The sequence below is a fragment of the Bifidobacterium sp. MSK.17.10 genome, from assembly GCF_019129655.1.
Lineage (GTDB): Bacteria > Actinomycetota > Actinomycetes > Actinomycetales > Bifidobacteriaceae > Bifidobacterium > Bifidobacterium adolescentis.
In genome coordinates this window covers 1-22988 of sequence record NZ_JAHOJD010000009.1, presented here as the reverse complement: position 1 = coordinate 22988, position 22988 = coordinate 1, and the positions used below count along the sequence as shown (strand labels likewise).

21 protein-coding genes and 1 pseudogene are annotated in these 22988 nt (G+C 57.0%); 10 read left to right on the top strand and 12 right to left on the bottom strand.

Annotated elements, in window-relative coordinates; translation table 11 throughout:
- Nucleotides 1-54: 54 nt before the first annotated feature.
- The 8 genes from tig to KSX58_RS08325 all read right to left on the bottom strand — a co-directional run bounded on the left by tig (nucleotide 55) and on the right by KSX58_RS08325 (nucleotide 10311).
- On the bottom strand, nucleotides 55-1425 hold the full coding sequence (gene tig / locus KSX58_RS08360; protein WP_038444595.1) for a trigger factor: 1371 nt from the start codon (nucleotides 1423-1425) through the stop codon (nucleotides 55-57).
- A 52-nt stretch (nucleotides 1426-1477) separates the two neighbouring features.
- On the bottom strand, nucleotides 1478-2773 hold the full coding sequence (locus tag KSX58_RS08355) for an HRDC domain-containing protein (RefSeq protein WP_039775331.1): 1296 nt from the start codon (nucleotides 2771-2773) through the stop codon (nucleotides 1478-1480).
- Nucleotides 2766-3398 carry a DUF3000 family protein gene (locus KSX58_RS08350; RefSeq protein WP_003810416.1) on the bottom strand — a complete coding sequence of 211 codons (633 nt, stop codon included), beginning with the start codon at nucleotides 3396-3398 and terminating at the stop codon, nucleotides 2766-2768. Before KSX58_RS08350 ends, KSX58_RS08355 begins: the two co-directional genes overlap by 8 nt.
- Nucleotides 3399-3585: 187 nt before the next feature.
- The gene (gene pflA, locus KSX58_RS08345) at nucleotides 3586-4464 is read right to left on the bottom strand and encodes a pyruvate formate-lyase-activating protein (protein ID WP_011743355.1); all 879 of its coding nucleotides are present in this window, start codon (nucleotides 4462-4464) and stop codon (nucleotides 3586-3588) included.
- 137 nt (nucleotides 4465-4601) lie between these two features.
- A complete protein-coding gene (gene pflB, locus KSX58_RS08340) occupies nucleotides 4602-6977 on the bottom strand; it encodes a formate C-acetyltransferase (RefSeq protein WP_033499672.1) in 2376 nt (791 codons plus the stop codon).
- A gap of 148 nt (nucleotides 6978-7125) precedes the next feature.
- A complete protein-coding gene (locus KSX58_RS08335) occupies nucleotides 7126-7335 on the bottom strand; it encodes a hypothetical protein (protein ID WP_003810421.1) in 210 nt (69 codons plus the stop codon).
- Nucleotides 7336-7378: 43 nt separating this feature from the next.
- A complete protein-coding gene (locus KSX58_RS08330; RefSeq protein ID WP_038444599.1) occupies nucleotides 7379-9076 on the bottom strand; it encodes an NAD+ synthase in 1698 nt (565 codons plus the stop codon).
- Between the two features lie 86 nt (nucleotides 9077-9162).
- Nucleotides 9163-10311 carry a M20 family metallopeptidase gene (locus KSX58_RS08325; RefSeq protein ID WP_035010785.1) on the bottom strand — a complete coding sequence of 383 codons (1149 nt, stop codon included), beginning with the start codon at nucleotides 10309-10311 and terminating at the stop codon, nucleotides 9163-9165.
- A 131-nt stretch (nucleotides 10312-10442) separates the two neighbouring features.
- Here KSX58_RS08325 and KSX58_RS08320 point away from each other — a divergent pair, with 131 nt between their 5' ends.
- The 4 genes from KSX58_RS08320 to KSX58_RS08305 all read left to right on the top strand — a co-directional run bounded on the left by KSX58_RS08320 (nucleotide 10443) and on the right by KSX58_RS08305 (nucleotide 13881).
- Nucleotides 10443-11243: a Cof-type HAD-IIB family hydrolase gene (locus tag KSX58_RS08320; RefSeq protein WP_021913803.1), complete on the top strand. Its 801-nt coding sequence runs from the start codon at nucleotides 10443-10445 to the stop codon at nucleotides 11241-11243.
- Nucleotides 11244-11441: 198 nt separating this feature from the next.
- Nucleotides 11442-12287, top strand: a complete 846-nt coding sequence (locus tag KSX58_RS08315; RefSeq protein ID WP_195561156.1) for a MetQ/NlpA family ABC transporter substrate-binding protein — start codon at nucleotides 11442-11444, stop codon at nucleotides 12285-12287.
- A gap of 87 nt (nucleotides 12288-12374) precedes the next feature.
- On the top strand, nucleotides 12375-13199 hold the full coding sequence (locus KSX58_RS08310) for a methionine ABC transporter ATP-binding protein (protein ID WP_003810431.1): 825 nt from the start codon (nucleotides 12375-12377) through the stop codon (nucleotides 13197-13199).
- A 1-nt stretch (nucleotide 13200) separates the two neighbouring features.
- Entirely contained in the window at nucleotides 13201-13881 is a 681-nt protein-coding gene (locus tag KSX58_RS08305) for a methionine ABC transporter permease (RefSeq protein ID WP_107646323.1), read from the top strand.
- A gap of 95 nt (nucleotides 13882-13976) precedes the next feature.
- Here KSX58_RS08305 and KSX58_RS08300 read toward each other — a convergent pair whose 3' ends face one another.
- Nucleotides 13977-14426, bottom strand: coding sequence for a GatB/YqeY domain-containing protein (locus tag KSX58_RS08300; RefSeq protein WP_217736176.1), 450 nt, complete (start codon nucleotides 14424-14426; stop codon nucleotides 13977-13979).
- A gap of 404 nt (nucleotides 14427-14830) precedes the next feature.
- On the bottom strand, nucleotides 14831-15640 hold the full coding sequence (locus KSX58_RS08295; RefSeq protein WP_236838046.1) for a DnaB helicase C-terminal domain-containing protein: 810 nt from the start codon (nucleotides 15638-15640) through the stop codon (nucleotides 14831-14833).
- Between the two features lie 192 nt (nucleotides 15641-15832).
- Here KSX58_RS08295 and KSX58_RS08290 point away from each other — a divergent pair, with 192 nt between their 5' ends.
- The 3 genes from KSX58_RS08290 (at nucleotide 15833) to KSX58_RS08280 (ending at nucleotide 18455) form a co-directional block, all read left to right on the top strand.
- Nucleotides 15833-16555 carry a hypothetical protein gene (locus tag KSX58_RS08290; protein WP_151911384.1) on the top strand — a complete coding sequence of 241 codons (723 nt, stop codon included), beginning with the start codon at nucleotides 15833-15835 and terminating at the stop codon, nucleotides 16553-16555.
- Nucleotides 16556-16602: 47 nt separating this feature from the next.
- Nucleotides 16603-17151, top strand: coding sequence for a hypothetical protein (locus KSX58_RS08285; protein WP_229043250.1), 549 nt, complete (start codon nucleotides 16603-16605; stop codon nucleotides 17149-17151).
- Between the two features lie 104 nt (nucleotides 17152-17255).
- On the top strand, nucleotides 17256-18455 hold the full coding sequence (locus tag KSX58_RS08280) for a PD-(D/E)XK nuclease family protein (RefSeq protein ID WP_217735867.1): 1200 nt from the start codon (nucleotides 17256-17258) through the stop codon (nucleotides 18453-18455).
- Between the two features lie 380 nt (nucleotides 18456-18835).
- Here KSX58_RS08280 and KSX58_RS08275 read toward each other — a convergent pair whose 3' ends face one another.
- The gene (locus tag KSX58_RS08275) at nucleotides 18836-19744 is read right to left on the bottom strand and encodes a DnaB-like helicase C-terminal domain-containing protein (protein WP_117320019.1); all 909 of its coding nucleotides are present in this window, start codon (nucleotides 19742-19744) and stop codon (nucleotides 18836-18838) included.
- A gap of 184 nt (nucleotides 19745-19928) precedes the next feature.
- Between KSX58_RS08275 and KSX58_RS08270 the strand changes: the two genes are divergently transcribed.
- Nucleotides 19929-20354 carry a protein-(glutamine-N5) methyltransferase gene (locus tag KSX58_RS08270; protein WP_075662579.1) on the top strand — a complete coding sequence of 142 codons (426 nt, stop codon included), beginning with the start codon at nucleotides 19929-19931 and terminating at the stop codon, nucleotides 20352-20354.
- A gap of 132 nt (nucleotides 20355-20486) precedes the next feature.
- Here the strand turns inward: KSX58_RS08270 and KSX58_RS08265 are convergent.
- A pseudogene (locus KSX58_RS08265) lies at nucleotides 20487-20737 on the bottom strand (IS3 family transposase); the annotation flags it as partial.
- Nucleotides 20738-21007: 270 nt separating this feature from the next.
- On the opposite strand from KSX58_RS08265, the gene KSX58_RS08260 reads away from it, so the two are divergent.
- The gene (locus tag KSX58_RS08260; RefSeq protein ID WP_162882248.1) at nucleotides 21008-21145 is read left to right on the top strand and encodes a hypothetical protein; all 138 of its coding nucleotides are present in this window, start codon (nucleotides 21008-21010) and stop codon (nucleotides 21143-21145) included.
- 569 nt (nucleotides 21146-21714) lie between these two features.
- A complete protein-coding gene (locus KSX58_RS08255; protein ID WP_217735868.1) occupies nucleotides 21715-22509 on the top strand; it encodes a hypothetical protein in 795 nt (264 codons plus the stop codon).
- Nucleotides 22510-22988: the final 479 nt, after the last annotated feature.

The window sequence follows — 22988 nt, the reverse complement described above, 5'->3', positions numbered from 1 at the left end:
ATTCCAGCCTTCTTTACGCGTTTGTCAGCGCTTTAGCCTATCGGCGGCAGCGATTCACTCGGCGTCCTTGTCGGCGGCGAGCTCGTCGGCCACAGCGGCGGCTGCGGAAGCGGCTTCAACGCTCTCGGACTCTTCGTCTTCAGCGGCTTCGCCGAGGAAGGCGCTCAGGTCCAGGGTCTCGCCCTCGGACTTGAAGGTCACGGCGCGCATGCCGGAGAGCAGGCCCTTGGAGCGGCCGACTTCCTGCACGGCGGAACCGATCTGGCCGTTGCGGATGATGGCCTGGATGAAGGCGTTCGGGTCCATGCCGTACTGCTGGGCGATGGAGGCGAGGAAGTTGAAGACCTCACCCTGGGAGACCTTGACGTCCATGGTCTCGGCGAGCACGTCGAGCACCATCTGGTCGCGCAGTTCCTTCTCCACGGTTTCTTCGGCTTCGGCCTTCTGCTCCTTGGTGGCCTTGGACGGATCCGCGGTCACGTTCTTGAGCTGCTGCTCGACCATTTCGGCCTTGACGCCCTTCGGCACCGGAATCTCGAGGCCATCCTCGAGCTTGGCGATGAACGCGTCACGAGCGGCGGTGGCCTGACGGCCTTCGGCGTCCTGAGCGGCGACCTTCTTCAGGTCTTCCTTCAGCTCGTCGAGGGTGTCGAACTCGGAGGCTTCGGAAGCGAAGTCGTCATCGAGTTCCGGCAGTTCCTCGGCCTTGACGGAGTTGACCTTGACCTTAATCAGGGCCTTCTCGCCTTCGTGCTTGCCGGCCTCGAGGGTGCCTTCGAAGCTGGTTTCCTCACCGGCGGACAGGCCTTCGAGGGCCTCATCCAGGCCGTCGAGCATGGTGGCGGAGCCGAGCTCGTAGCTCACGCCCTCCTGGGAGTCGACGGTTTCGCCGTCGATTTCGGCGTTGAGGTCGATGTTGGCGTAGTCACCCTTGGCGGCCGGACGGTCGACGCTCACGAGGGTGCCGAAACGCTGGCGCAGGGCTTCCAGACGGTTGTTGATGTCCTCATCGGTGACCTCGGCCTTGGCGACCTCGATCTCCATGCCGTCAAGAGCCGGCAGTTCGATGTCCGGGCGACGCTCAACGGTGGCGACGAACTTCAGCTTGGTCTCATCCTTGGCGGATTCCGGCACGTCCTGAACGTCGATCTCCGGCTGGGCCATCGGGTGGATCTTCTTGGTTTCAAGAGCCTTGGAATACAGCTCCGGCACGCCGTTGTTCACAGCTTCGCCGGCGACGGCACCGAAGCCGATACGCTGGTCGATGATCTTGCCGGGCACGTGGCCCTTACGGAAGCCAGGCACGTTGACCTGCTTTGCGATTTCCTTGCGAGCCTCGTCGAGATACGGGTTGAACTCCTCCGGGTCGACGGTGACGGTGAGCTTCACCTTGGTCGGCTCAAGATTCCTGACGCTGATTTTCACGCTTGCGCTCCTGAAAAATACGGTTCTTCATATTTCTGCCGTTAGGCAACCTCTACATAATAGCGCGACTTACGGACTCTGCAACTAGGGAGACCTGCCAGTCGCGTGCGCCCTGTTCGCTGAGGAATCGCGCGACGTCACGCTTACGAGGTTCGTCCGTCCAGCACAGGTTACGCAAATACTGCGGTTTGATGACGATTTCCACAGGCGTGCGCGTGTCCTCCGCTATCTGGGAGACCGCCTTGCGCACCCTGTTGAGCACTTGCAGACGTTCCGGATACCGTTCCTTCCACACGCGAATCGATTTGGGAGCCGAGGCTGACTGCGATTCATGACGCCGCGCGGCGCCGCCGTCCACGTCCGGCCATTCGCTTGGCGGCAGGGCGAGCGCGTCCTGGATGATGTTCTTCCACATGCTCGGTTTGATTTTGCGTTGAATCGGCGCGTACCGTTCGAACATCTTGTCCTGTTCGGAATCGGTATGGATGCGCACACGTTCGTTGATGGAGCGAATCGAACGGAATTGCGCAGCGTTGTGTGGTTTGCGTTTCGCCACTTCGATGATGGAGCTGTCGGACAATAGCAGGGTCGGCGCGATGTCGTATTCGCGCGCGAGTTCGTCGCGTCGGGTCCATAGCGCGCGGACGATGGCCAGCGCCTGCCGGTCACGCATGACTTCAGTGATGTGCGAGACATGCATCCAGGGAATCAGATGCTCCTTGCGTGGTCCCAGACCTTCTTTGAGCGCGTAATCGAACTCTTCCTGAGCCCATTCCATCTTGCCTTGGCGTTTGAGTTCGGCGCGCATCTTCGTTTCAAGCTCGATGAGCAGTTCGACGTCCAACGCCGCGTAATTTCGCCAGTCGCGGGGCAACGGACGATACGACCAGTCAGCCGCAGAATGTTCTTTGGCAAGGGTCAGTCCAAGAAAATGCTCGGTGACAGCGGCGAGTCCGAATCGTTTCAATCCCAGCAGACGCGCGGCGATTTCCGTGTCGAACAGCCGTTGCGGTTCCATGCCGAGTTCGTCGAATCCCGGAAGATCCTGCAGGGAATCATGCAGAATCCATACCGCATCTCCGACGGCACGGTTGAAATCGTTCCAATCCGCCCCGGCCGCGGCGAGCGCCTGCGGATCGAGCAGGCCGATGCCGGCTCCGTCGCGTTTGAACTGCACCAACCAGTCCTCATGCCCATACCGGAAGCCGGATGCGCGTTCCGCGTCCGCGGCAAGGGAGCCATGTGAGGAAGCCAGCTCACTGCAATAGTCACGGAATGCCGGCAACGTGTCGATCACGTTGGGCACGCCTTCGCGCGGTTCCGCCAGCAGCTTCGGCTCGTCAGTCAACGGGGTTTTCCTCCTCGGATTGCGTCATGGACCGGAGGAACGACGCCCACTGTCCGACTTGGGAGCCGGCGTCAAGGCCTCCATCGGCATAGTCTAGTGGAGTCCAAGACACCCGGATCTCGCAGCCCACCCTGGGCACATCGGGGTCATGGCCGAATGCTGTGTTTTGGGTGACTGTGACGGTGCCGGATACATGTTCGGAATCGTTTGGATTGAGACGTTCCATCATCATGTCCCAATACATGCCCGGAGTCAGGCAGTCGTCCTCCTTGTCGGGCAGTGGCAGGGATGCGAAAGCCACGCAACGCCAGTGGGAGTGCCAGTCCTCTCGGAATTTGAGCGAGTACAGGATCATGATCCAGCCGGATGCGTATGTTTCATCGCATTCCAACGCGACGCCGATGCCGAAGTTCGCCATGGAATTGGGCACCGGAATCTCACGGTATGTCATGCCTTTCAAACGCCGCATACAGTCCACGGAAAGCACCGCGTTCCAGACTTGGTCGGGAACGCCCTGCGGTCGCATAAGCATGGTCTGTGGGGCTTCGCCGCCCATATCCGCTCCCTTGCCATCGGCGCGCGCCACGTTGCGCGCATCTCGTGGAAAATCAAAGATGTCTGCCATAGTTCAAGGCTACGACAGAGAAGGGCATTTCGTAGTATTTCGAACCATTTTGCCACGCGTCGAATGTGAAGATTTTTCAGCATATGAATAAATTGGTCCATGCCATCGATTCAGTCGGCGGCATGGACCAATATGAGGCGTTCCGCATATCCAGCGAATATGGGGAAGCCATTGAGAGGACGGGCGTTTAGTACACGGTGAAGCCGTGCGACTGGAACTGCTCGACCACACGTTGTTTCATTGCCGCGGACGGGCCTTTCTGGTCCTCCAATGGGTATGGGATGTTCAGCATGTGCCACTTCGGACGGCCAAGCTGGTGGAAGGGCAATACGTCGATATGTTCCAACGCGTCGCCGAAGGTCTCGCAGATCTTCGCCACGTTCTCGACGTTTTCTTCGGAGGATGTGAGGCCCGGCACGAGCACGAAACGCACCCAGATCTTCTTGCCTGCCTTGGCCAGACGCTGTCCGAAGTCGATGGTCGGCTGCAGGATGCCGCCGGTCACCTTATGGTAGGTCTCCTCATCGCCGGATTTGACGTCAAGCAGGCACAGGTCGATGTCATCCACCATGTCATCGGTGTAGCTCGCACCGAGGAATCCGGACGTGTCGAGGCAGGTATGCACTCCCATCTGCTTGGCGGCATGGAACACGCGGGACACGAAAGCCGGCTGCATCATGGATTCGCCGCCGGAGAAAGTGATGCCGCCGCCGGTGGCCTTGAATAAATCGGCATACCGCTCGATTTTCTTGACCATGGCTTCGTAGTAGACGGGCTTGCCGTCGCGCATCTTCCAAGTATCCGGATTCTGGCAGTACTGGCAGCGCAGAGGGCATCCGCTCATGAACACGGTCATTCTGGTGCCAGGACCATCCACGGAAGTGTTGATGTCCCACGAGTGCACGAAACCGATATCGCCGCTTTTCAACGCCTTGATGCGGTCGAGACGGTCCAAGCCGATTGGCGATTCGAATCCGGACAGGCCTCCCATCAGCGTCTGGTTGACGTAGTCCTTGGAATCCCTCAGCATGTGTCTGGTCGTGGAACGGAAAATATGTTCAGACATCAATGTCCCCTTTCATCTGCCATCCCAATCATATGGGAAAACGATATGGGAAAAGCGAAAGGGACGAAGCCACGAGCTCCGTCCCTTCGCATTACCGTCGTTTCATGCGGCGGCTTTCATTTGGCTGATTGTGCCGTTCAGTCGACGACAGCGCCCTGGTGGAACGTACGGGAGATCACGTCGAGCTGCTGTTCCTTGGTGAGCTTGACGAAGTTCACCGCGTAGCCGGAGACGCGCACGGTCAGGTGCGGGTACTTCTCCGGATGCTCGACGGCATCCTCGAGCTGCTCCTTGCGCAGCACGTTGATGTTGGCGTGGTACAGGCCGTGGCCATTGCCGGCGTCCAGGATGCCAACGAGGTTGCCGATACGCTCTTCCTCGTCGCGGCCCAGACCATCAGGGGTGATGGTGTTGGTCAGCGAGATGCCGTCAAGAGCGTCGTTGTAGTCGATCTTGCCGACGGAGAACATGGACGGCAGCATGCCGTGGGAGTCCATGCCGTTCTCCGGGTTGGCGCCCGGAGCGTACGGGGTGCCCTTCTTGTGGCCGGACGGGAAGGCGCCGGTGGCCTTGCCGTATTCCACGTTGGAGGTGATGGTCAGGATGGACTGGGTCGGGACGGCGTCGCGGTACACCGGCAGACGCTTGACCTGGCCCATGACGGTGGAGACGACCCACTTGGCGATGTCGTCGGCACGGTCATCATCGTTGCCGTACAGCGGGAAGTCGCCTTCGGTGCGGTAGCCGACGATCAGATCGTCATCGGCGCCTTCGACGTACTCGTTCTCGTGGCCCGGCGTGGTCTTGGCGTCCTTGTTGTAGATCGGGTAGACCTTGGCGTACTTGCATGCGGACAGGGAGTCGGCCGCGATCGACAGGCCGGACATGCCGCAGCCGAGGGTGCGGTACACTTCCTTGTCGTGCAGAGCCATCTCGATGGACTCGTAAGCGTACTTATCATGCATGTAATGGATGATGTTCAGAGCCATCACATAGGTCTCGGACAGCCATTCGAGGGCCTTCTCGTAGTTGGCCTTGACCTTCTCGTAATCCAGCGTGCCATCGGCTTCCGGCTTGATCGGGTCGATGACGCCCTTGTCGATGACCTGCATGCCGGTCATCTCGTCACGTCCGCCGTTGATGGCGTACAGCAGGGCCTTGGCGGAGTTCACACGAGCGGCGAAGAACTGCATCTGCTTGCCCACGCGCATCGGGGAGACGCAGCATGCGATGGCGGCGTCGTCGCCCCAGTGAGAGCGGATTTCCTTATCGGACTCGTACTGGATGGCCGAGGTGTCGATGGAGATTCGGGCGCAGAAGCGCTTGTAGGCTTCCGGCAGCTTCGGATCCCAGAAGATGGTGATGTTCGGCTCCGGGCCAGGTCCGAGGTGCTCGAGGGTCAGGGTGTTGAGCAGACGGAACGAGGTCTTGGTGACCATGGTACGGCCGTCGTCGCCGAAGCCGGCGTCGGACCAAGTCGCCCAGTACGGATCGCCGGAGAAGATCGCGTCGTAATCCTTGGTACGCAGGAAGCGCACGATGCGCAGCTTCATGACCAGGTTATCGATGATCTCCTGTGCGTCGGTCTCGGTAATCTTGCCGGCCTTCAGGTCGCGCTCGAAGTAGACGTCGAAGAAGGTGGAGACACGGCCGAAGGACATGGCGGCGCCGTCCTGGCTCTTGACGGAGGCGAGGTAGCCCATGTAGGTCCACTGCACGGCTTCCTGTGCGGTCTGTGCCGGACGGGACAGGTCGAGGCCGTACTCGTTGCCGAGGTTGATCAGCTGCTTCAGGGCCTTGATCTGCTCGTCATGCTCCTCACGGAAGCGGATCCAGTGCTCGATCTCCGGCTCGGTGAAGTCGTTGCGGTACGGGATGGAGTCCTTGTCGCGCTGCTTGAACTTGATCAGCGTGTTCACGCCGTACAGGGCCACACGACGGTAATCGCCGATGATGCGGCCGCGGCCGTAGGCATCCGGCAGACCGGTGAGGATCTTGTTGTGGCGAGCTACCTTAATCTGCTTGGTGTAGACGCCGAAGACGCCGTCGTTGTGGGTCTTGCGGTACTTGGTGAAGATCTTCTTGATCTCCGGATCGGGCTCCTTGCCGGCTTCCTTGATGGCCTGCTCGACCATACGCCAGCCGCCGTTCGGCATCATGGCGCGCTTGCACGGCACATCGGTCTGCAGGCCGACAATCACATTGTCGACTTCCGGGGAATCGATGTAGCCGGCCGGGAAGGCGTCGATGCCCGCCGGGGTGTGGGTGTCCACGTCGTAGACGCGCTGCTTGCGCTCCACGGACAGATAGTTGTCGTCCAGATACTTCCACAGGTGCTTGGTCTTGTCGGTGGCGTCAGCCAGGAAGGACTCGTCGCCCTCATACGGCGTGTAGTTCTTCTGGATGAAGTCGCGGACATCAATGTCCTTCTGCCAGTTGCCCTCGGTGAAGCCTTCCCAAGCCTTAGCCTCAAGTTCCTCCTGGGAGACCGCCGTTGCATCAACTGCTGCCATTTCCACTCCTTACTGGGTGTCGGTTGGCGACGCATCGTTACGCCGTCGCTACTTCACGATTGTAACGGCAATCATCTGCGAAAAGCCTGAAAACCACGCCCGAAATTAGTGACATAAATCACAATCGGGCGTGGTTTTCATATGGAATTCACTTTTCGGAAGATGCCGAGCCGTCCGCTGACCAGCGTTTCCATTCGCGGTCCTGTTCCTCCCATTTGAGATTGCGTTCCTGCACGATCTTCCACGCGTCGAGCGCGTCCTCACGGGTTCTGTACGGCCCCATGCGGTGGCTTGCCGGGGAAATCATGCCCAATTCCGGCTGCTCGGTGACGGTGTTGAAATACCACTGCTTTTCCATATCGGCTTCCTTCGGCTCTCGATGTTCTACTTGCGATCGCCGACTACTCGCGGAATGCATTGGTGACCGGCAGACGGCGATCACGCCCAAACGCCAGCGCCGTCACCTTCGGTCCCAGCGGATACTGGCGACGCTTCCATTCGGCGCGGTCGACCAATCGCATGACCGTGTCGACGGTCGCCTCGTCGAAGCCGTCGGCCAGCAGGTCGGCGCGGCCATGAGCATGCTCGATGTACATCGCCAATACTTGATCGAGCAGCGCGTATTCCGGCAGCGAATCGGAATCCTTCTGCCCTGGGCGCAATTCGGCGGACGGCGCCTTCTCGATCGAGTTGACGGGGATCATCACACCATCCGGCAGCGGAGTGCCCGCGCTCCCCTGCTCGTTGCCGACGACATGCAGACCGCCGATGCCCATGCCGGCGGCGGCAGCCTTGTTGCGCCAGCGGGAGATCTCCCACACGCGGGTCTTGAGCAGGTCCTTGATTGGCGCATAGCCGCCGACCGCATCGCCGTAGATTGTGGAATAGCCGCATGCCAGTTCGGACTTGTTGCCAGTGGCCACGGCCAGCAGTCCTTTGGAGTTCGAGTAGGCCATGACGATGACGCCGCGGATGCGCGCCTGCAGGTTCTCGGCGGCGACGCCTTCCAGTTCCAGCTGGTTTTGGAAGGAGACGAACAGCGGCTCGATGGGCTGGATGTCATAATGCGCGCCGATATTGCGCGCCAGATCAGCTGCATCGTCCTTGGATCCGTCGGACGAATACATGCTCGGCATGGAGATGCCGTACACGTTCTCGCCGCCCACCGCGTCGGCCGCCATGGCAGCCACGAGCGCGGAATCGATGCCGCCGGACAGGCCCAGGCACACGCCCTTGAAATGGTTCTTGGCCATGTAATCCTTCAGACCCAGCACGCAGGCGGTGTACACTTCCTCGTCCGGATCGGGTTTGGCTGCGATCGTACCGACCTTCTGATGCTCCGCGGACGTGTCCAAGTCGAAGAAGCTCAGATCCTCCATGAACATCGGCGAGCACTCAAGCAGGGTGCCGTCGGTGTCCACAACGAAGCTGCCGCCGTCGAAGACGAGGTCGTCCTGGCCGCCCACTTGGTTCAGGTAGATCATCGGGGCGTTCACTTCGGCCGCGCGGCGCACCGCGAGGTCGAGACGGGTGTCGGTTTTGCCTTCCTCGTATGGCGAACCGTTCATGGTCAGCAGCAGGTCGATGTTCTCCTTGGCGAGTTCGGCCACAGGGCCGCCGTCCTGCCAGATGTCCTCGCAGATGGCCACGCCGATGCGCGCGCCGTTCACGTCGAGCACCATGGATTTGTTGCCGGGGCTGAAGATGCGGAATTCGTCGAACACGCCGTAATTGGGCAGGAAATGCTTGTCGTAGCCGGCCCAGACAACGCCGTCGTGCAGGACGACGAGTCGGTTGCGCGGTTTGGAGGTTTCACGGTCGGTGCCTACAGTGCCGACCACCACATATAGTTCGCCGAGACTGTCGGATGCCAGTTCGGTGGCGAGCCAGTTGGCTTTGTCCCATGCGGCTTTGCGGAAGGTGGCACGCAGGGCGAGGTCTTCGATGGGGTATCCGGTCAATGTCATTTCCGGGAACACGACGACCTGCGCGCCCTGCTGAGCGGCGAGATGCGCGTACCGCATGACCTTGTCGGCGTTGGAATCAAGGTCTCCGACGCAGGTGTCGATTTGGGCGAGTGCGAAGCGAATGTCTGTCATAGCTGCCTAACTTACCGTTGATTTGTTGGATATGTTGTGTTTTTTACGATTATGAAAATTACGATTACGGCGTTCCGCACGTGACGTCACGACAGTTCGTTGAGCACCGTCAGCGCCGCGTTGGCGTAGAATTCCACGCCGGCTTGCAGCGATTCGTCAAGACCGACGAAATGCGGGCTGTGCCAATCCGGGCAGCCTTCCTCGCCGTTGGAACCGATGAAGGCGAACACCGGCATGGTGACGGGCATGAAATCGCAGAAGTCCTCCCCCGCCATCGACGGGTGGATGGGTTCGAGCTGGGCGTAATCGCGCACGTTGTCGGCGACTATCTTGGAAAGTTCCGTATCGGAGACGAGCGGATTCTGGAAGTCGTCCCAATCGATGTCGGCGGTGATGCCGTAACCGGCCGCAATGGACTGGACCTGTTGCTTGAAGCGTTTCTCCACCAGTTCACCGTCGGACTTGTGGAAGTATCGTACGGTGCCTTGGAAGCTCGCCTTGTCGGGTACGACGTTCCACACGTGGCCGCCGTGCATTTCGGTGATGGACAGTACGAGCGGATGGAACGGCGAGACGTTACGGCTCACGATGGTCTGCAATGCGAGGACCATGGTGGCGAGCGCCTCGATCGGGCCGGTGCCCTTGTGCGGATAGCCGGCGTGTGTGCCGGTGGCGTGCAGGGTTACATGGAATTTCACGCAGCCGGCCATCATCGGTTCGGGGCCGACGGCGATCTGTCCGGGCGCGTAGTTCGGGTTGTTGTGCGCGCCGATGGCGGCTGATACGTCGGCGAGCAGTCCCGCGTCGACCATGGCCTTCGCGCCGAGGCCAAGTTCCTCGGCGGGCTGGAACAGCAGTTTGATGGAGCCCTTGATGTGTTTGCGGCGCTTGGCGAGCCAGAACGCGGCACCGAGCATGTACGACATGTGCAGGTCGTGGCCGCAGCCGTGCATCACGCCGTCGTTGACGGATGAGAACGGCAGACCGGTGTCTTCCTGGATGGGCAGACCATCGATATCGGCGCGCAATGCGATGCGTGGTCCCGGCTGGTCGCCGCGGATCAGTCCGACCACGCCGGTTTCGAGCGGATTGTTGAGCACTTCGATGTCGTGTGCGCGCAGCAGCTTCTCAATGTAGGCGCTGGTCTCGTATTCCTTGAAGCTGCGTTCGGGGTGTGCATGCAGATAGTGCCTGATTTCGATGATCTCCGGCGTGATTTCGATATGTTCGCTCATGGTTGACGATTGTAGGCACATCCGGCCGTTTTTCCTATTTTCGTGGTCGTGTTCCGTGCCGTGCACGACGTTTTCGCACATATCCTCGTAAGCTGGATACCGGGTTTGACATGGTTTTTCATGGAGGCAGCATGGCTCAGGACATCAAGACGGCGTTTTTCGACATCGACGGCACGTTGACGAGTTTCGTCACGCATGTGGTGCCGCAGTCCACCGTCGACGCGTTGCATGCATTGCAGCGCAATGGCGTGAAGGTGTTCATCTGTTCGGGCCGCGCACCCTCCTACATGGGCGTGGTGCTTGATACCATTCCCGTCACGTTCGACGGCATCGTGGGACTTAACGGCCAGTATTGCACCACGCGCGACGGTCTCGACTACCGGCATCCGATCGACCAGGCCGACGTGAAGCTGATCACCGACTGGCTTGAAACGCATGCCGACGTGGTCGCCAACTATGCGGAAAGCGACTACGGGTATTTCAATCGCACGAACGCCGCATTGGAACGCACGTGGAACAGTCTCGGCAAGACCGCGCCGAAAATCGACGTGCATGATCCGCGCGAACGCATCGCAAACCATTCCACGTTCCAAATCAGCCCGTATGTGGACGAGACGATGGAAGCCGAAATCGCCAGCATGTGCGGCAACGTGCGCGGCGTCAGATGGCATCCCGCTTTCACCGATCTGATTCCCGCCGATGGAGGCAAGGCGGTTGGTATGCAGGTGATGCTGGAGCATTTCGGTTGGACGAAAGACAATGCGATCGCATTCGGCGACGGCGGCAACGATGTGGACATGCTACGATTCGCGGGAATCGGCGTGGCAATGGGCAACGCCACCGACGAGCCGAAAGCGGCGGCCGATTACGTCACCGACAGCGTCGACGACGCCGGCATAGCCAACGCGCTTAAGCATTTCGGCGTTATATGACGGTGTTTCCGCAAGATTATTTACGATTCACAAGTTTGTTTTTCGCATATTCCTGCGGTTTTCGCGCCCTTTATAAATAATTCCGATAAGCGCGCGACGTGTTGCCGTCACAGGTTCCTCTATATTGGTCAATCGTTGGCCCGCAACCGCAGTAAGCGTCCGGGCCGTGTAGCGAAATTGAGAGAGAGGAACTCAACCATGCGTAACAAGAAGATTCTCGGCGCACTGCTCGCCGTCACCACGCTCGCGACCTTCGGCCTGGCAGGCTGCGGCAATTCCGGTTCCAACGGTGCCGCCTCCAAGGAGGACGACAAGACCATCACCGTGGCCGCCTCCCCGACCCCGCACGCGGAGATTCTGAACAAGGCGGTCAAACCGCTCGTCGAGAAGGACGGCTACAAGCTGGTCGTCAAGGAGTTCACCGACTACGTGCAGCCGAACACCGCCACCGAGGATGGCGAGGTTGACGCCAACTACTTCCAGCACAAGCCGTACCTCGACAACTTCAACAAGGAGAAGGGCACGCATCTGGTGTCCGTGGAGGGCATCCACTTCGAGCCGTTCGGCCTGTACCCGGGCAAGACCAAGGAGCTGAAGGATCTTCAGGACGGCGCCACCGTGGCCGTGCCGAATGATGCCACCAACGAGGCCCGCGCGCTTCTGCTGCTGCAGGATGCCGGCCTGATCAAGCTGAAGGATCCGAAGGACATCAACGCCACGCCGAAGGACATCACCTCCAATCCGAAGAACCTGAAGTTCAAGGAGCTTGAGGCCGCCGTCGTGCCGACCGTCATCAAGGATGTCGACATCGCGGCCCTGAACGGCAACTACGCCATCCAGGCCGGCTTCGATCCGACCAAGGACACGCTAGCCACCGAGAAGGCCGACGGTCTGGCCGCGAAGACCTACCAGAACATCCTCGTGGTGAAGGAAGGCAATGAGAACACCGCCAAGACCAAGGAGCTCAAGAAGGCTTTGAAGTCCGACGAGGTGCGTGACTACATCAACAAGAACTACAAGGGCGCTGTCGTTTCGGTCTTCTAAGACCCGTTTCGGCAGTAGGAGTTCAATGCCGCAGGTATACTACCCTGCGGCATTCTTGTTATGGAACACGATTAGGAACAGGACATTATGACGATTCAGATCGACCATCTGCACAAAAGCTACGGCAGTGGCGCCGAAGCGCATGAGGTGCTGCACGACATTAACCTGACCATCGATTCGGGTGAGGTCTTCGGCATTCTCGGCTCGTCCGGCGCGGGCAAATCGACATTGGTGCGTTGCATCAACCTGCTGGAACGCCCCACTTCCGGCAAGGTGCTCATCGACGGACGAGACATCACCGGCGTGAAAGGCAAGGAGCTGGCGGACGTGCGCGCCGGAATCGGCATGATCTTCCAGAACTTCAGCCTGTTTCAACAGCGCACCGTGCTGCGCAACGTGACCTTCCCGCTGGAACTCAACCACACGCCGAAAGCCAAGCGTGAGGAACGTGCGCGGTATCTGCTCGATCTGGTCGGTCTGGCTGATCTGGCCGACCGCTACCCCAGCCAGCTGTCCGGCGGCCAGCAGCAGCGCGTGGCCATCGCAAGGGCGTTGGCCAACAATCCGTCCATCATGCTGTGCGATGAGGCCACCAGCGCGCTCGACTCCACCACGACGGCGCAGATCCTCGACCTGCTACGTCGCATCAACCGTGAACTTAATGTGACGCTGGTCGTCATCACGCATTCGCTGTCCGTGGCACGCAACATCTGCGACCGTGTGGCCATGATAGACGGAGGCCGCATTGTGGAAATGGGCGATACGGAAGCGCTGTTCGCCGATCCGCACAGTGACATTCTGAAGACTTTGATCGCCGACGCGAAGGTGACGAACCATCGGCATACGCACGAAACGGCGGATGGCGCGAAGAATGGGGCGGCCGATGATTCCGCCCAGAAAGAGGTGAAGTGAGATGGGACAGGTGGTTTCGCAATTCATCGCCGATTATGGCGAACTGCTGGTCGAAGGCGTGCGTGACACGATCATCATGACTGCTGTGGCGACGCTGCTGGCATATGTGATCGGCCTGCCGGTCGGCGTGCTGCTCATCACGTCCGCGAAAAAGGGCATCCGTCCGAACGCACCGCTCAACACCGTGCTCGGCTGGATCGTGAACATCGTGCGTTCCGTGCCGTTCATCATTCTGCTGGTGGCCATCATCCCGCTGACCCGACTGATTGTCGGCACCTCGCTCGGCGTGCCGGGCGCCATCGTGCCGCTGGTCATCACCGCGGCTCCGTTCGTGGCGCGCGTGGTGGAACAGTCGCTCGCCGAAGTGGACGGCAGTCTGGTGGAGGCCGCGCAAAGCTTCGGTGCCAGCAACCTGCAGATCGTGTTCAAGGTGCTGCTGTTCGAAAGCCTGCCATCGCTGGTGCGCGGTGCGGCACTGACGTTCATCACCCTGTTCGGCTTCTCCGCCATGGCCGGTACCGTCGGCGCGGGCGGCCTGGGCGATATCGCCATCCGTTACGGCTACCAGCGTTACCAGTACGACGTGATGACCGTTGCCGTGATCCTGTGCGTCGTTCTCGTGCAGATCGTGCAGACCATCGGCGACGTGGTGTCCGACCATATCGACCATCACGAGCGTTGAGCCAGCACATTCGCGTTCCTTATGAAAAGCGGGTCCAAACGTTTGTTGTTTGGACCCGCTTTTCGTACGCGGAAAGAGACGCTGCTCGTAGACGATTACTTGTTGAGCTCGGCCTTGACCAGACCGGCCAGCTTGCCGCCATCGATGGTTTTGCCGGCAAGCACGGCACGAGCGGCTTTGACGACGCGACCCATGTCCTTGGGGCCGACCGGGTTCACTTCTGCCACGGCGTCGGCGACGGCTTTGGCGTAGTCCTCGTCGCTGGCGGCCGCCGGCAGGAAGGTTTCCAGGAAATCGGCCTCGGCGGTTTCGGGAGCGGCCTTGTCCGCCAGTCCCTTGTCTTCGTACAGTTTGGCGGTCTCACGACGGGTCTTGACGCCCTTCTGGATGACCTTGAGCACTTCCTCGTCGGTCGCTTCGTGACCGTTGGCGATCTCCAGGTTCTGGATGTCCGCCAACGTCAGGTTGATCGGGTTGAGCTTGGCCTTGTCCTTGGCTTTCATCGCCGTGATCTTGGCTTTCTTCAGCGTGTCCTTCATCGACATGTTCGTTCCTCTTTTCTTGACCGTTCGAACACCGTCTTAATACTACGCGTCTACCAATCCGCCGTCCTGTATCCGTGCCGTCGGCATCCACGCCGGTCTCAAGCCCATGAGACACTTGGAGCCATGACTACAGTTATCATGCGCACCTCTGACGATAATCACATGTGGTCATTTTTGGCTCTATTCCAAGGTTTTCCGTTCTTGGGAAATCTGCCGATTACCCTCGTTTTCCACGAGGCACCTACAGGCACCCGAAAATAATCCGGAAACACCGCCAACCGCAACTCCAAACGTTTGCCGTTCCCCGGAGCAGTGGCGGACATAGCGCGCATCAAGCGTTTTCATCGCTGGCCGCAGGTTTTAATCCTTCGGTTCCCCCGGCGATCCGCGTCTTCGCGGCCCTGTCATTGGTCTGTGAATTTTGAGTATTCCGGTTTGAGCATGAGATTGAATGTGCACGGCGAGAGCCATGGGTGCTTGGCGAGGATGAGTTCGGTTTCGTTCGGATCCGTCTTGTCGTTGTACAGTCCCGGGCGGTGAGCTATGAGCACGGTGTCCGCGTACTGGCATACAGAGTCCGAATTCCTGAGGTGGAAAAGCAGAGGTCTTCTGCCGTCTATGCGCACCCGACCCCGTTCCATTTCCGATGTCACGATGACGGCGATGTCGATCTCGTCGGCGAATGATGCGAGTCTGTCCAGCACCTTGCCCAATTCGCAGCCTGAATTGTCGGCGATGACGTCGATGCGATGCAGGGCCACGAGTTTCAGGTCCACGGTTCTTTTCAGCCTGCGGCAGGCATCCATGATGGAGTCCAGGGTAATGGATCGTTCCGAATTGACATACAGCGGCATATGCTCGCACAGCGAGCAGAATGCGTCGCATAATCCCCTTTCGTCCTCATCGAGGCCGCCGTCCGCGAGGAGGACCTTCATCGGCACGTCGGTTTCCGCCGACATGATACGCACCGCGATTTCGCAGCCGGACAATCGAGGGCAGAAGATGGCGGACGGCAGGCCGCTCACGGCTGCGTGGCGCACGATGTCCAGTTGCAGGTTCCTCGAATCAGCCAATGTCCATCCAGAGATGATCGTGAGGGTTCTTCGGGCGAACCCGTTGGTGCGTTTATCGTATTCCTTGAATCCGCTGGGCACGTAGTTCCCGTCCGCTGGGTTGATGCGCTGCTTGCCCATCAGCTCCATGACCTGCAGCATCGCCGGATATATCGGATTCAGGTCTCATGGGTCCTCCCCGCCATGTGCGTCGGCGGATGCATTGCCGCCCATGTGTTGCGTGATGATGTGGTTCACTTCGGTTCCTCCCCATACAACGATGTTACAAGCATACCTGCTTATGTGGTATCTTATATACAAGATACCTTTGATACAAAATAGGAGGTACTAGCGATGGCAACATTATGGCTCCGCTGCAGGCATCTGGTCATCGACCCATGCAATCGCATGCCCGGTCATCTTCCTCGGTCCGACGGATGGCTGAACAGTCAGAACGACAGGCTTGCTCAAACCGTGTGCGACTGGCTGTCCGACCTAGCCTGGGATGGGTGGCGCGTGGAGGCCTGCGTCGGTTCGTTCGACTCCACAGCGATTGACGTGCGGGACCTGCTGGAACTGCGCCCGGAGCGTGGGGAACGTGACGGCCAGGGGTATCAGGTCTCATGGTTTTCCGTCGAACGTACCAATTCCGAAAAAACGCGAGTGCTTGACGAAGACGGCGACGAGATCGACGCCGAGCTCTTCGAGTGCGAGGCGTATCAGCGGATCTGGGATGCCGTCGATCTGCTATGGCTGATTTTCGACAACGGAGAGGAATATGACGATTCTGACCCCGACAATCGCCACCAGTCGGAATCTTCCTATGAAGACCCATTGCCTCCCGATCTGGCGATCCGTCTCCTAACCGCCAAGCGATCCTTGCTATGGCTGAGGGAATCATTGGGAGCTTTCCCCGGATACCGGTTGACGCTGTTCGGAGAGGATGGCTTCACCATAGACGACGCATGGTTCAAGACCATGGAACAAGGCTGCGACCGGCTCAATGAACGCGTGCACGCCTATGCGACACAGCTGCCATGCACGAATCCCCAGGACGACGGCTTCGATCGAGAATAACTTCACCCTCTACATACTGAAAATAGACAAAACAGAAAGGACCAGCAATGCTTACCTCTGACATCGATGTCGACCGCTCAATCGTCACGTTTCGCAATGAGGACGGCAAGACGGAGCTGACTATTTCCACAGCTCCCCTTGCCGACGTCGAAGCGACTCCGGCCGCCCATCTCATCCCGCCTCCCGGCATCAGTGCCGAAACCGCGCTGAAACAGACCGCGGCGATCGTTACATCGCTTACCGACTCGAACAGTTACATTCACATTGATTGTTCGGACGTCATTTCCATCTGCGCGTCCGCGGCCATACGCATCATACGGTTCAATGCCGGAGATGATCCGAGCAAGGCATTCTCGGACGCGCTCGCCGCGCAAGGGATCAACCCGTCATGCTGCGATAGGGCGCTGATCAACATTGGGGCTCCCGCCAATATTGGTATGGCCAAAGTCACCTCATTGGTCACAATCGTGCAGGAAGCGGTCCAGGACGACGCCTTAATCATCTGTGGTCTGGCACTGGACCCGCAACAAAAAGACACAGAAATCACCGTCATCCTCGCAAAGCCCGAAGGAGAGACGGCGGCGCACGAAAACTAAACCGCACCCCGTTTGTTGGGCTAACAACATCCAACAATCAGGGTGCGGTTCAAAACCGCCAAATGAATTGTCTATTATTATCTATTAGAAAAGGGGCTATATCAATGATCAATGAGATAAATGGAATAAATGCGTCGGACACATGGCATGATGCCATAGCGGTATTCACGGAAGTGCCCGCTTCCTCCACAGAGGCAACGCGTCCGAACATCTTTCGTATAGCCGGCTTCCCCCGACGTGAGACGGTCAGCAGCAATGTCCTTGCCTATTTTTTCGACCCTGCCGAAGGGCATGGCCTTAAGGATTTGATGCTCAAGGCTTTGCTGCGGACAATTCACAAGGAAGACATGGATGTCAGCGATGTCAGCGTGTCCACGGAAGCGTCTACAGGCAAGAATAATCGCATAGACATTCTCTTGGACTTGCCAGATATCAGCATCGCCATCGAAAATAAAGTGGATGCCGGTCTCTATAACGATTTAGCTGACTATCGTAGTTGGGCAGCGGAACAATCCAATAATGATTCGGCTATTGTCATTGTCCTTCACCCATTCAATAAGTTTGTTCTCAAAGATCATCCGTCTGCGCGAGGTCTTGTAGTTGGGCAGGATCTTTTCGATGTCCACTACGATGAGCTTTTCAGAAACGCGCTTGGAATGTTGGGAGAGTATTCACTTGACGCGGATCCTCGCGCCGTTGATCTTCTTCAACAGTTTATTGATAATTATTCCCCGGAACGAAAGCAGAAGAAAATGGATAACACGTCCACCGATATCACACAATTCGTCTCTCAAGCCAATGGCATTGAGCAGCAACTTGTCAACGTTCGCCAATCATTCGAAAAGTACACGGAAGCGGTCCGCAGCAAGCTACAGACAGTTCATGCGGACCTTATTTCACGATGGGCAGAGGAAAGTCCTGTAAATGGAAAGAGTGTAACGCTTGCGGACAATTGGGAGTGGCCAAAACGACACAAGCCGTTCGACAATCAGTATTATGCCCAATCGTTTAAGCTGGAAAATCCGGGAAGCAGTGATGTGGACCGCATCATCACTTGTGAGTTTTTCTTCAACATTAAATTTGATGACGGATATGTAGTTTCCGATCCGGAATCCGGATCCTTCAACACAATTTGGTATAAAGCGTATTGGGGCGGACTTGGCACGGATCAAAAGCCTACGGTTCGAATCACCAATCCGTATAACGAAACACTCGATGCAAAGTTAACGGATTCCAATGAGGACATCAAGAAGGCCGTGGAGGCGGCAGTTGAGAGAACTCTAAAAGACAATTGGAATATCTAGAATCCGAATCCATTCCACTCCATTAGGGGATGGGGTCACGGCATCCTTGCGCTTGAGGATGCCGTGACCCCCGTTGATTGCACCGGTCATTTTCGTCTGGATGAAACCAATATCCGGATCGCGGTACGTTCCGTAGTCAAGTTCCGATTTTCACCAGCCGCCGTTATGGCATCGAATTCATAGAGTATCGTCTCATTGGCTGGTTTCCCATGTCTTTCCACAACCTATACGGAATGGGGACTTCCTGCTCAGAAAATCAAATGCTCACAAAATATCGAATCGGGTCGATATTGATAGTCACTGTTTCGGCGACGCGTTTCGTATTCCTATGAAAGACACTCACTTATACTTACCAAAATTGGGCATCGGGCCGGAGGAAGTCAGTGATTCGTGAATCTCGAGTATTCGGGCTGGAAACGGAGTTCAAATGTACATGGCTGAATCCATGGATGCTTGAGAACCATGAGCTCAGCCTTGTTGGCGTCTCCCCCACAGGCACACTTGAATTCCGGACGGTATACGAAAAGTATGGCGTCCGCATATCGGCATTCCGCTTCGCCATTTATCAGATTGCCTAATCCCGGCTTTCTGAGCGGTCCCCGCGTCGCAAGATCCGTGAGCACCACGGCCACGTCACGGTCTCGGGCCAGCTTGGAGAACTGTTCCAAAACCCTAGGTTCGTCGTCCACGTGATCAACGATGGAGGGGAGCCCATCGACCACCACGAGCTTCAGTCCTGAGGTTTGTTTTAATCCACGGCAGGTCTCCGCGATGCAATCGGCATCCATGGACCGCCCCGCCTTGATATACAAAGGCATGCGTTCACATAGCGAATAGGCCGCGTCACATAGAACGGATTCTCCCTCGTCCAAATCGTTACCGGAAAACAAAGTCTCCATTGGCACACCCGCCTCTGCCGACATGATTCGTCTGCCTATTTCGATCGCGGACTTGTCGGGGCAGAAAAAACAGGAAGGCACATCGGCCGCGGCGGCATGTCGAGCAATGTCGAGCGATAACACGTCATGTCCTTCTCCAGCCCTGCTTCCGATAATGGAGAGTTTCCCCAGTGCAAGCCCTTTGACTCGCTGGTCATACCCGACATATCCCGTAGGAACATATCGGCCCCGACCTCGTACACTTGAACGCACATCAGTCAAATCCATCGCGAGGGACATCACGTCGTGGACCGTGGAAGCACCATTCCGAGTGCCGATCTTCTCCTGCTTCATAGCGACCATGACCAGTCCTTTCGTCTCGATCCGGGTGTTTTCCTTATTCAGTTGCATTTTATCTTGTATGCATTTTATCTTTTATATAAGATACCTTGGACATGAGGTAAGTGATTCGACATATCCCGGTCCGGCTCGGATTCCCACACGACGAGTATCACGGCAGCAGAGAATTGTTGCCTTGTGATTCTGCCATCTTCTTTCCAAGATGGCAGAATCACAAGGTTGTAAGATATAAGGTATGACTGAAATTGTGACGATGAAACTTGGCCCCCGCAGGGAACTTGGCTGGGTCGAGGACCTGCCAGAGGGCGGCACTCGGCATCTGGTGGGATGGGATCCCAAGATGGAAGGCAACTTCGAGGAAATCTGGCGCTCCGGCAACAGCTGGTGGCGGCTCGAACCCGGCCGGGCGGTCCGCTGTGATATAGGCATCATCCTGACCCCCGACAACGTGGTGGCGTGCGTCGCCAAGATCAACGGCATCATCAAGCGCGATGATATGCGCATGGGCTTTATCGGCAAGCCGATTCACGGCGACTACGACAATTGGATCGGCAAAACCCTCGAACGCAACGACTCCAAGAACCCCATTGCCTACTTTGACGAGCGAGCCATCCTTCCCCCCAGCAAAGTCACTAAAGACATTGAAAAGCTTAATCGCTAATTTGCGTATATTAGCTCAGCGACATGTAAAACGGGCTGATTCTCACCCATATAGTAAGACTGTCTTACGTCGCACCAGACGAACTCGGTCTCGTATGTACTGTTGACGGATTCGGACTGATATGAACTGATTTTGTTCCGCCTTCATAATGAGGCGGCTTGTACCGCTTGGTCTGCATAATACTCGGTTTCGATCTGTTCCGGTGCCCTGTAGCCCAGCGACTGGTGGAGACGCTTCGAGTTCCACTACGAGACCCACCGGAACGTCGCCAATTCCAGCTCGGCCAGGTCGGCGAATGGCTTGCGCCGCCACACCAGCTCGGTCTCGTATGCACCGTCGGCGGATTCGGCCATGGCGTTGTCGTATGAGTCGCCGACCGTGCCGTCGAGCCGCATCAGCGAAATCGAACGCGGAGCACAGAACCTGCCCGAACCCAAACAACGGGTCCAAACGCTTGACAATGTATAGGAGCATCAAAATACAGAGCAGGAGCCACCCATGGTTGTCGCTGCTGGTGCGCTGATCATAGTGAGCCAATTCGTATGACGTTCCACGTTATAGCCCGGCTATCGGCCGCGGCCAGCCCACGGCTCTCTGCGCCATTCCCGCAATCGCACCATCGCCGGTCTCAAGCCCATGAGACACTTGGGACCATGACTACCATCATCATGCGCACCTCCGATGATAATCGTGGTCAGCTGTTTTTGGCTTTGTTCCAAGGCTTTCAATTTTTGGGAAACCTGCCGATTACCCTCGTCTTCCACGAGGCACCTACAGGCACCCAAGAATAATCCGGTGACATTCCACCGTTCTGCCGGCGCTCAACGTCTTCGCCGACCGGCGTGGAAAAGTGCAATCCCCCCTGTGGTTTCATGATGTTCCGCATGGGTGGCGCCCAGAAGCATTCGCCCGGCAGTACGCCTCCGCGTCGGACAACAGGCAGAACGACACGCGGCCCACGCAACCGGACTGCCTTCACCTTGAACTCGCCCGCGTATCAAGTGCCCTTTGCCATAATCCCATCATCTCCCATCGAGTTAGGGGAATGCGGAACAAAAATCAGCTCATATCACTTTTTCTGTTCCTTGAACTGAGCCTGGCCTCTCCAGCAAGTTACAATAGGGCTCATTCCTCCGCAGTTCGAGAATCGAGTCAATATGCGCCGAATTTGCCACATTCTTGCAGGTCTCCTAGTGTGTGCCGGACTCCTACGCACAGTAAGCGGCTTTATTTTTGACTACCTGCATCCAGAATACGTGTCTAGCTTTCCTTCATATCTTTATTTTTTACGAGCGGTTCCCTTCCTTGTCGCTGCTGGTGCTGTCGAAACTATTTTATTTCTGACAAAAAAGAGAAATAAATGAAGAAACTCAAACAAATTGTCACTGCTCTAGTATCTGTAATATTGGCTGGAACTGTGACAGTAAATGCGTCGGCAGCAGAATCTATCGAAACTCCCTATAGGAGTCCTATCCTATCTAGCTTTCCGTCTAATGCTTCTCTGGAAGATCTCAAGAAAGCCACAGATAACGAAGATCTGAGAATTATCTCATCTCCTTCTCGGGGCGCTAATTACAAAACGCGCGCTGCAGAGGCTGTAGCTTTACTGCGGATTTATTCCACTACAGGATCCGGCTCATCATCTAGTTTCACGAATCTCGGTCATTCTTGGCTTATGATCACAAACCTGTCTGGTTCTACGGCAAACATTGCTGGGATTAACGTTGCTGATGGTAAATCTATAACAGCAAGCACTTGGGATGAATCTGTAGATGTCAGTAGAGAACATAAGGGTCTGTGGCTCAATCTTGATTCGAAGCTTAATTCCAATGGTATTAATCTTCAGAATGTTTCCATTCAATTACCCTTAAGGCAAATTGATTTAAATACAGTGAATTCTAATATTAAAAATAACGATAAATGGGGCTATCTTAACAACTGTTCTACTTTCGCTTCAAAAATTTGGAATTCAATTGCTAGTGGCAGCAGTAAAGTTGACGCTGGAGCCATCAATACACCAGTCAGTCTAGCAAAAAGTATTACAAAAGTTGGCGAGGCAGAATCATACACGTTGTTAAAGTACAATACTTCTTCACCGCATTACGGTTCCGTATATTATGGCTATCCTCCCATAAAGAGTAATAACAATAATTAGATAACCAAATCTGTCTGGTAAAGCCGGACTAGTTTTATCTATAATGTGAGCCGCAAGTGTTGGCCTAGCGCTTGCGGCTCATTAAAGATGTCTTTCGCCAAATAAATCCGCGTGTCGGGACTGGCGACGTTTCGCCGGACTCGTCATTGATTTCACCGCCACCAATCATGCCACAAGGGTAGGGGGCTGCGGACGTTTTCTTGGTGAAACGTCAGGCACTTACTGCGGCGCGAACTGGATCCACAGGGCCAACGTGACACAGATTATCGAAGAACAAGGCATCGCAATCACGGCCCAACAGCGAAACGCCGGAACCGCTCGACATATCATTACCCAATGCATTGGTCTCAACCTTGGTGGCCAGCCACCCCATATCCCTGATCACAACCCGCATTCCTGCGAAGAGCAAGGAATATCCAGCCCCGGTCTCAAGCCCATGAGACACTTGGAGCCATGACTACAGTTATCATGCGCACCTC

Excerpts from the sequence above, each read along its gene's own strand:
- KSX58_RS08350 (WP_003810416.1), bottom strand. The coding sequence starts at position 3,398 with ATGGCAGACATCTTTGATTTTCCACGAGATGCGCGCAACGTGGCGCGC.
- pflA (WP_011743355.1), bottom strand. The coding sequence starts at position 4,464 with ATGTCTGAACATATTTTCCGTTCCACGACCAGACACATGCTGAGGGAT.
- pflB (WP_033499672.1), bottom strand. The coding sequence starts at position 6,977 with ATGGCAGCAGTTGATGCAACGGCGGTCTCCCAGGAGGAACTTGAGGCT.
- KSX58_RS08335 (WP_003810421.1), bottom strand. The coding sequence starts at position 7,335 with ATGGAAAAGCAGTGGTATTTCAACACCGTCACCGAGCAGCCGGAATTG.
- KSX58_RS08330 (WP_038444599.1), bottom strand. The coding sequence starts at position 9,076 with ATGACAGACATTCGCTTCGCACTCGCCCAAATCGACACCTGCGTCGGA.
- KSX58_RS08325 (WP_035010785.1), bottom strand. The coding sequence starts at position 10,311 with ATGAGCGAACATATCGAAATCACGCCGGAGATCATCGAAATCAGGCAC.
- KSX58_RS08320 (WP_021913803.1), top strand. The coding sequence starts at position 10,443 with ATGGCTCAGGACATCAAGACGGCGTTTTTCGACATCGACGGCACGTTG.
- KSX58_RS08315 (WP_195561156.1), top strand. The coding sequence starts at position 11,442 with ATGCGTAACAAGAAGATTCTCGGCGCACTGCTCGCCGTCACCACGCTC.
- KSX58_RS08310 (WP_003810431.1), top strand. The coding sequence starts at position 12,375 with ATGACGATTCAGATCGACCATCTGCACAAAAGCTACGGCAGTGGCGCC.
- KSX58_RS08305 (WP_107646323.1), top strand. The coding sequence starts at position 13,201 with ATGGGACAGGTGGTTTCGCAATTCATCGCCGATTATGGCGAACTGCTG.
- KSX58_RS08300 (WP_217736176.1), bottom strand. The coding sequence starts at position 14,426 with ATGTCGATGAAGGACACGCTGAAGAAAGCCAAGATCACGGCGATGAAA.
- KSX58_RS08295 (WP_236838046.1), bottom strand. The coding sequence starts at position 15,640 with ATGCTGCAGGTCATGGAGCTGATGGGCAAGCAGCGCATCAACCCAGCG.
- KSX58_RS08290 (WP_151911384.1), top strand. The coding sequence starts at position 15,833 with ATGGCAACATTATGGCTCCGCTGCAGGCATCTGGTCATCGACCCATGC.
- KSX58_RS08285 (WP_229043250.1), top strand. The coding sequence starts at position 16,603 with ATGCTTACCTCTGACATCGATGTCGACCGCTCAATCGTCACGTTTCGC.
- KSX58_RS08280 (WP_217735867.1), top strand. The coding sequence starts at position 17,256 with ATGATCAATGAGATAAATGGAATAAATGCGTCGGACACATGGCATGAT.
- KSX58_RS08275 (WP_117320019.1), bottom strand. The coding sequence starts at position 19,744 with ATGCAACTGAATAAGGAAAACACCCGGATCGAGACGAAAGGACTGGTC.
- KSX58_RS08270 (WP_075662579.1), top strand. The coding sequence starts at position 19,929 with ATGACTGAAATTGTGACGATGAAACTTGGCCCCCGCAGGGAACTTGGC.
- KSX58_RS08260 (WP_162882248.1), top strand. The coding sequence starts at position 21,008 with ATGACTACCATCATCATGCGCACCTCCGATGATAATCGTGGTCAGCTG.
- KSX58_RS08255 (WP_217735868.1), top strand. The coding sequence starts at position 21,715 with ATGAAGAAACTCAAACAAATTGTCACTGCTCTAGTATCTGTAATATTG.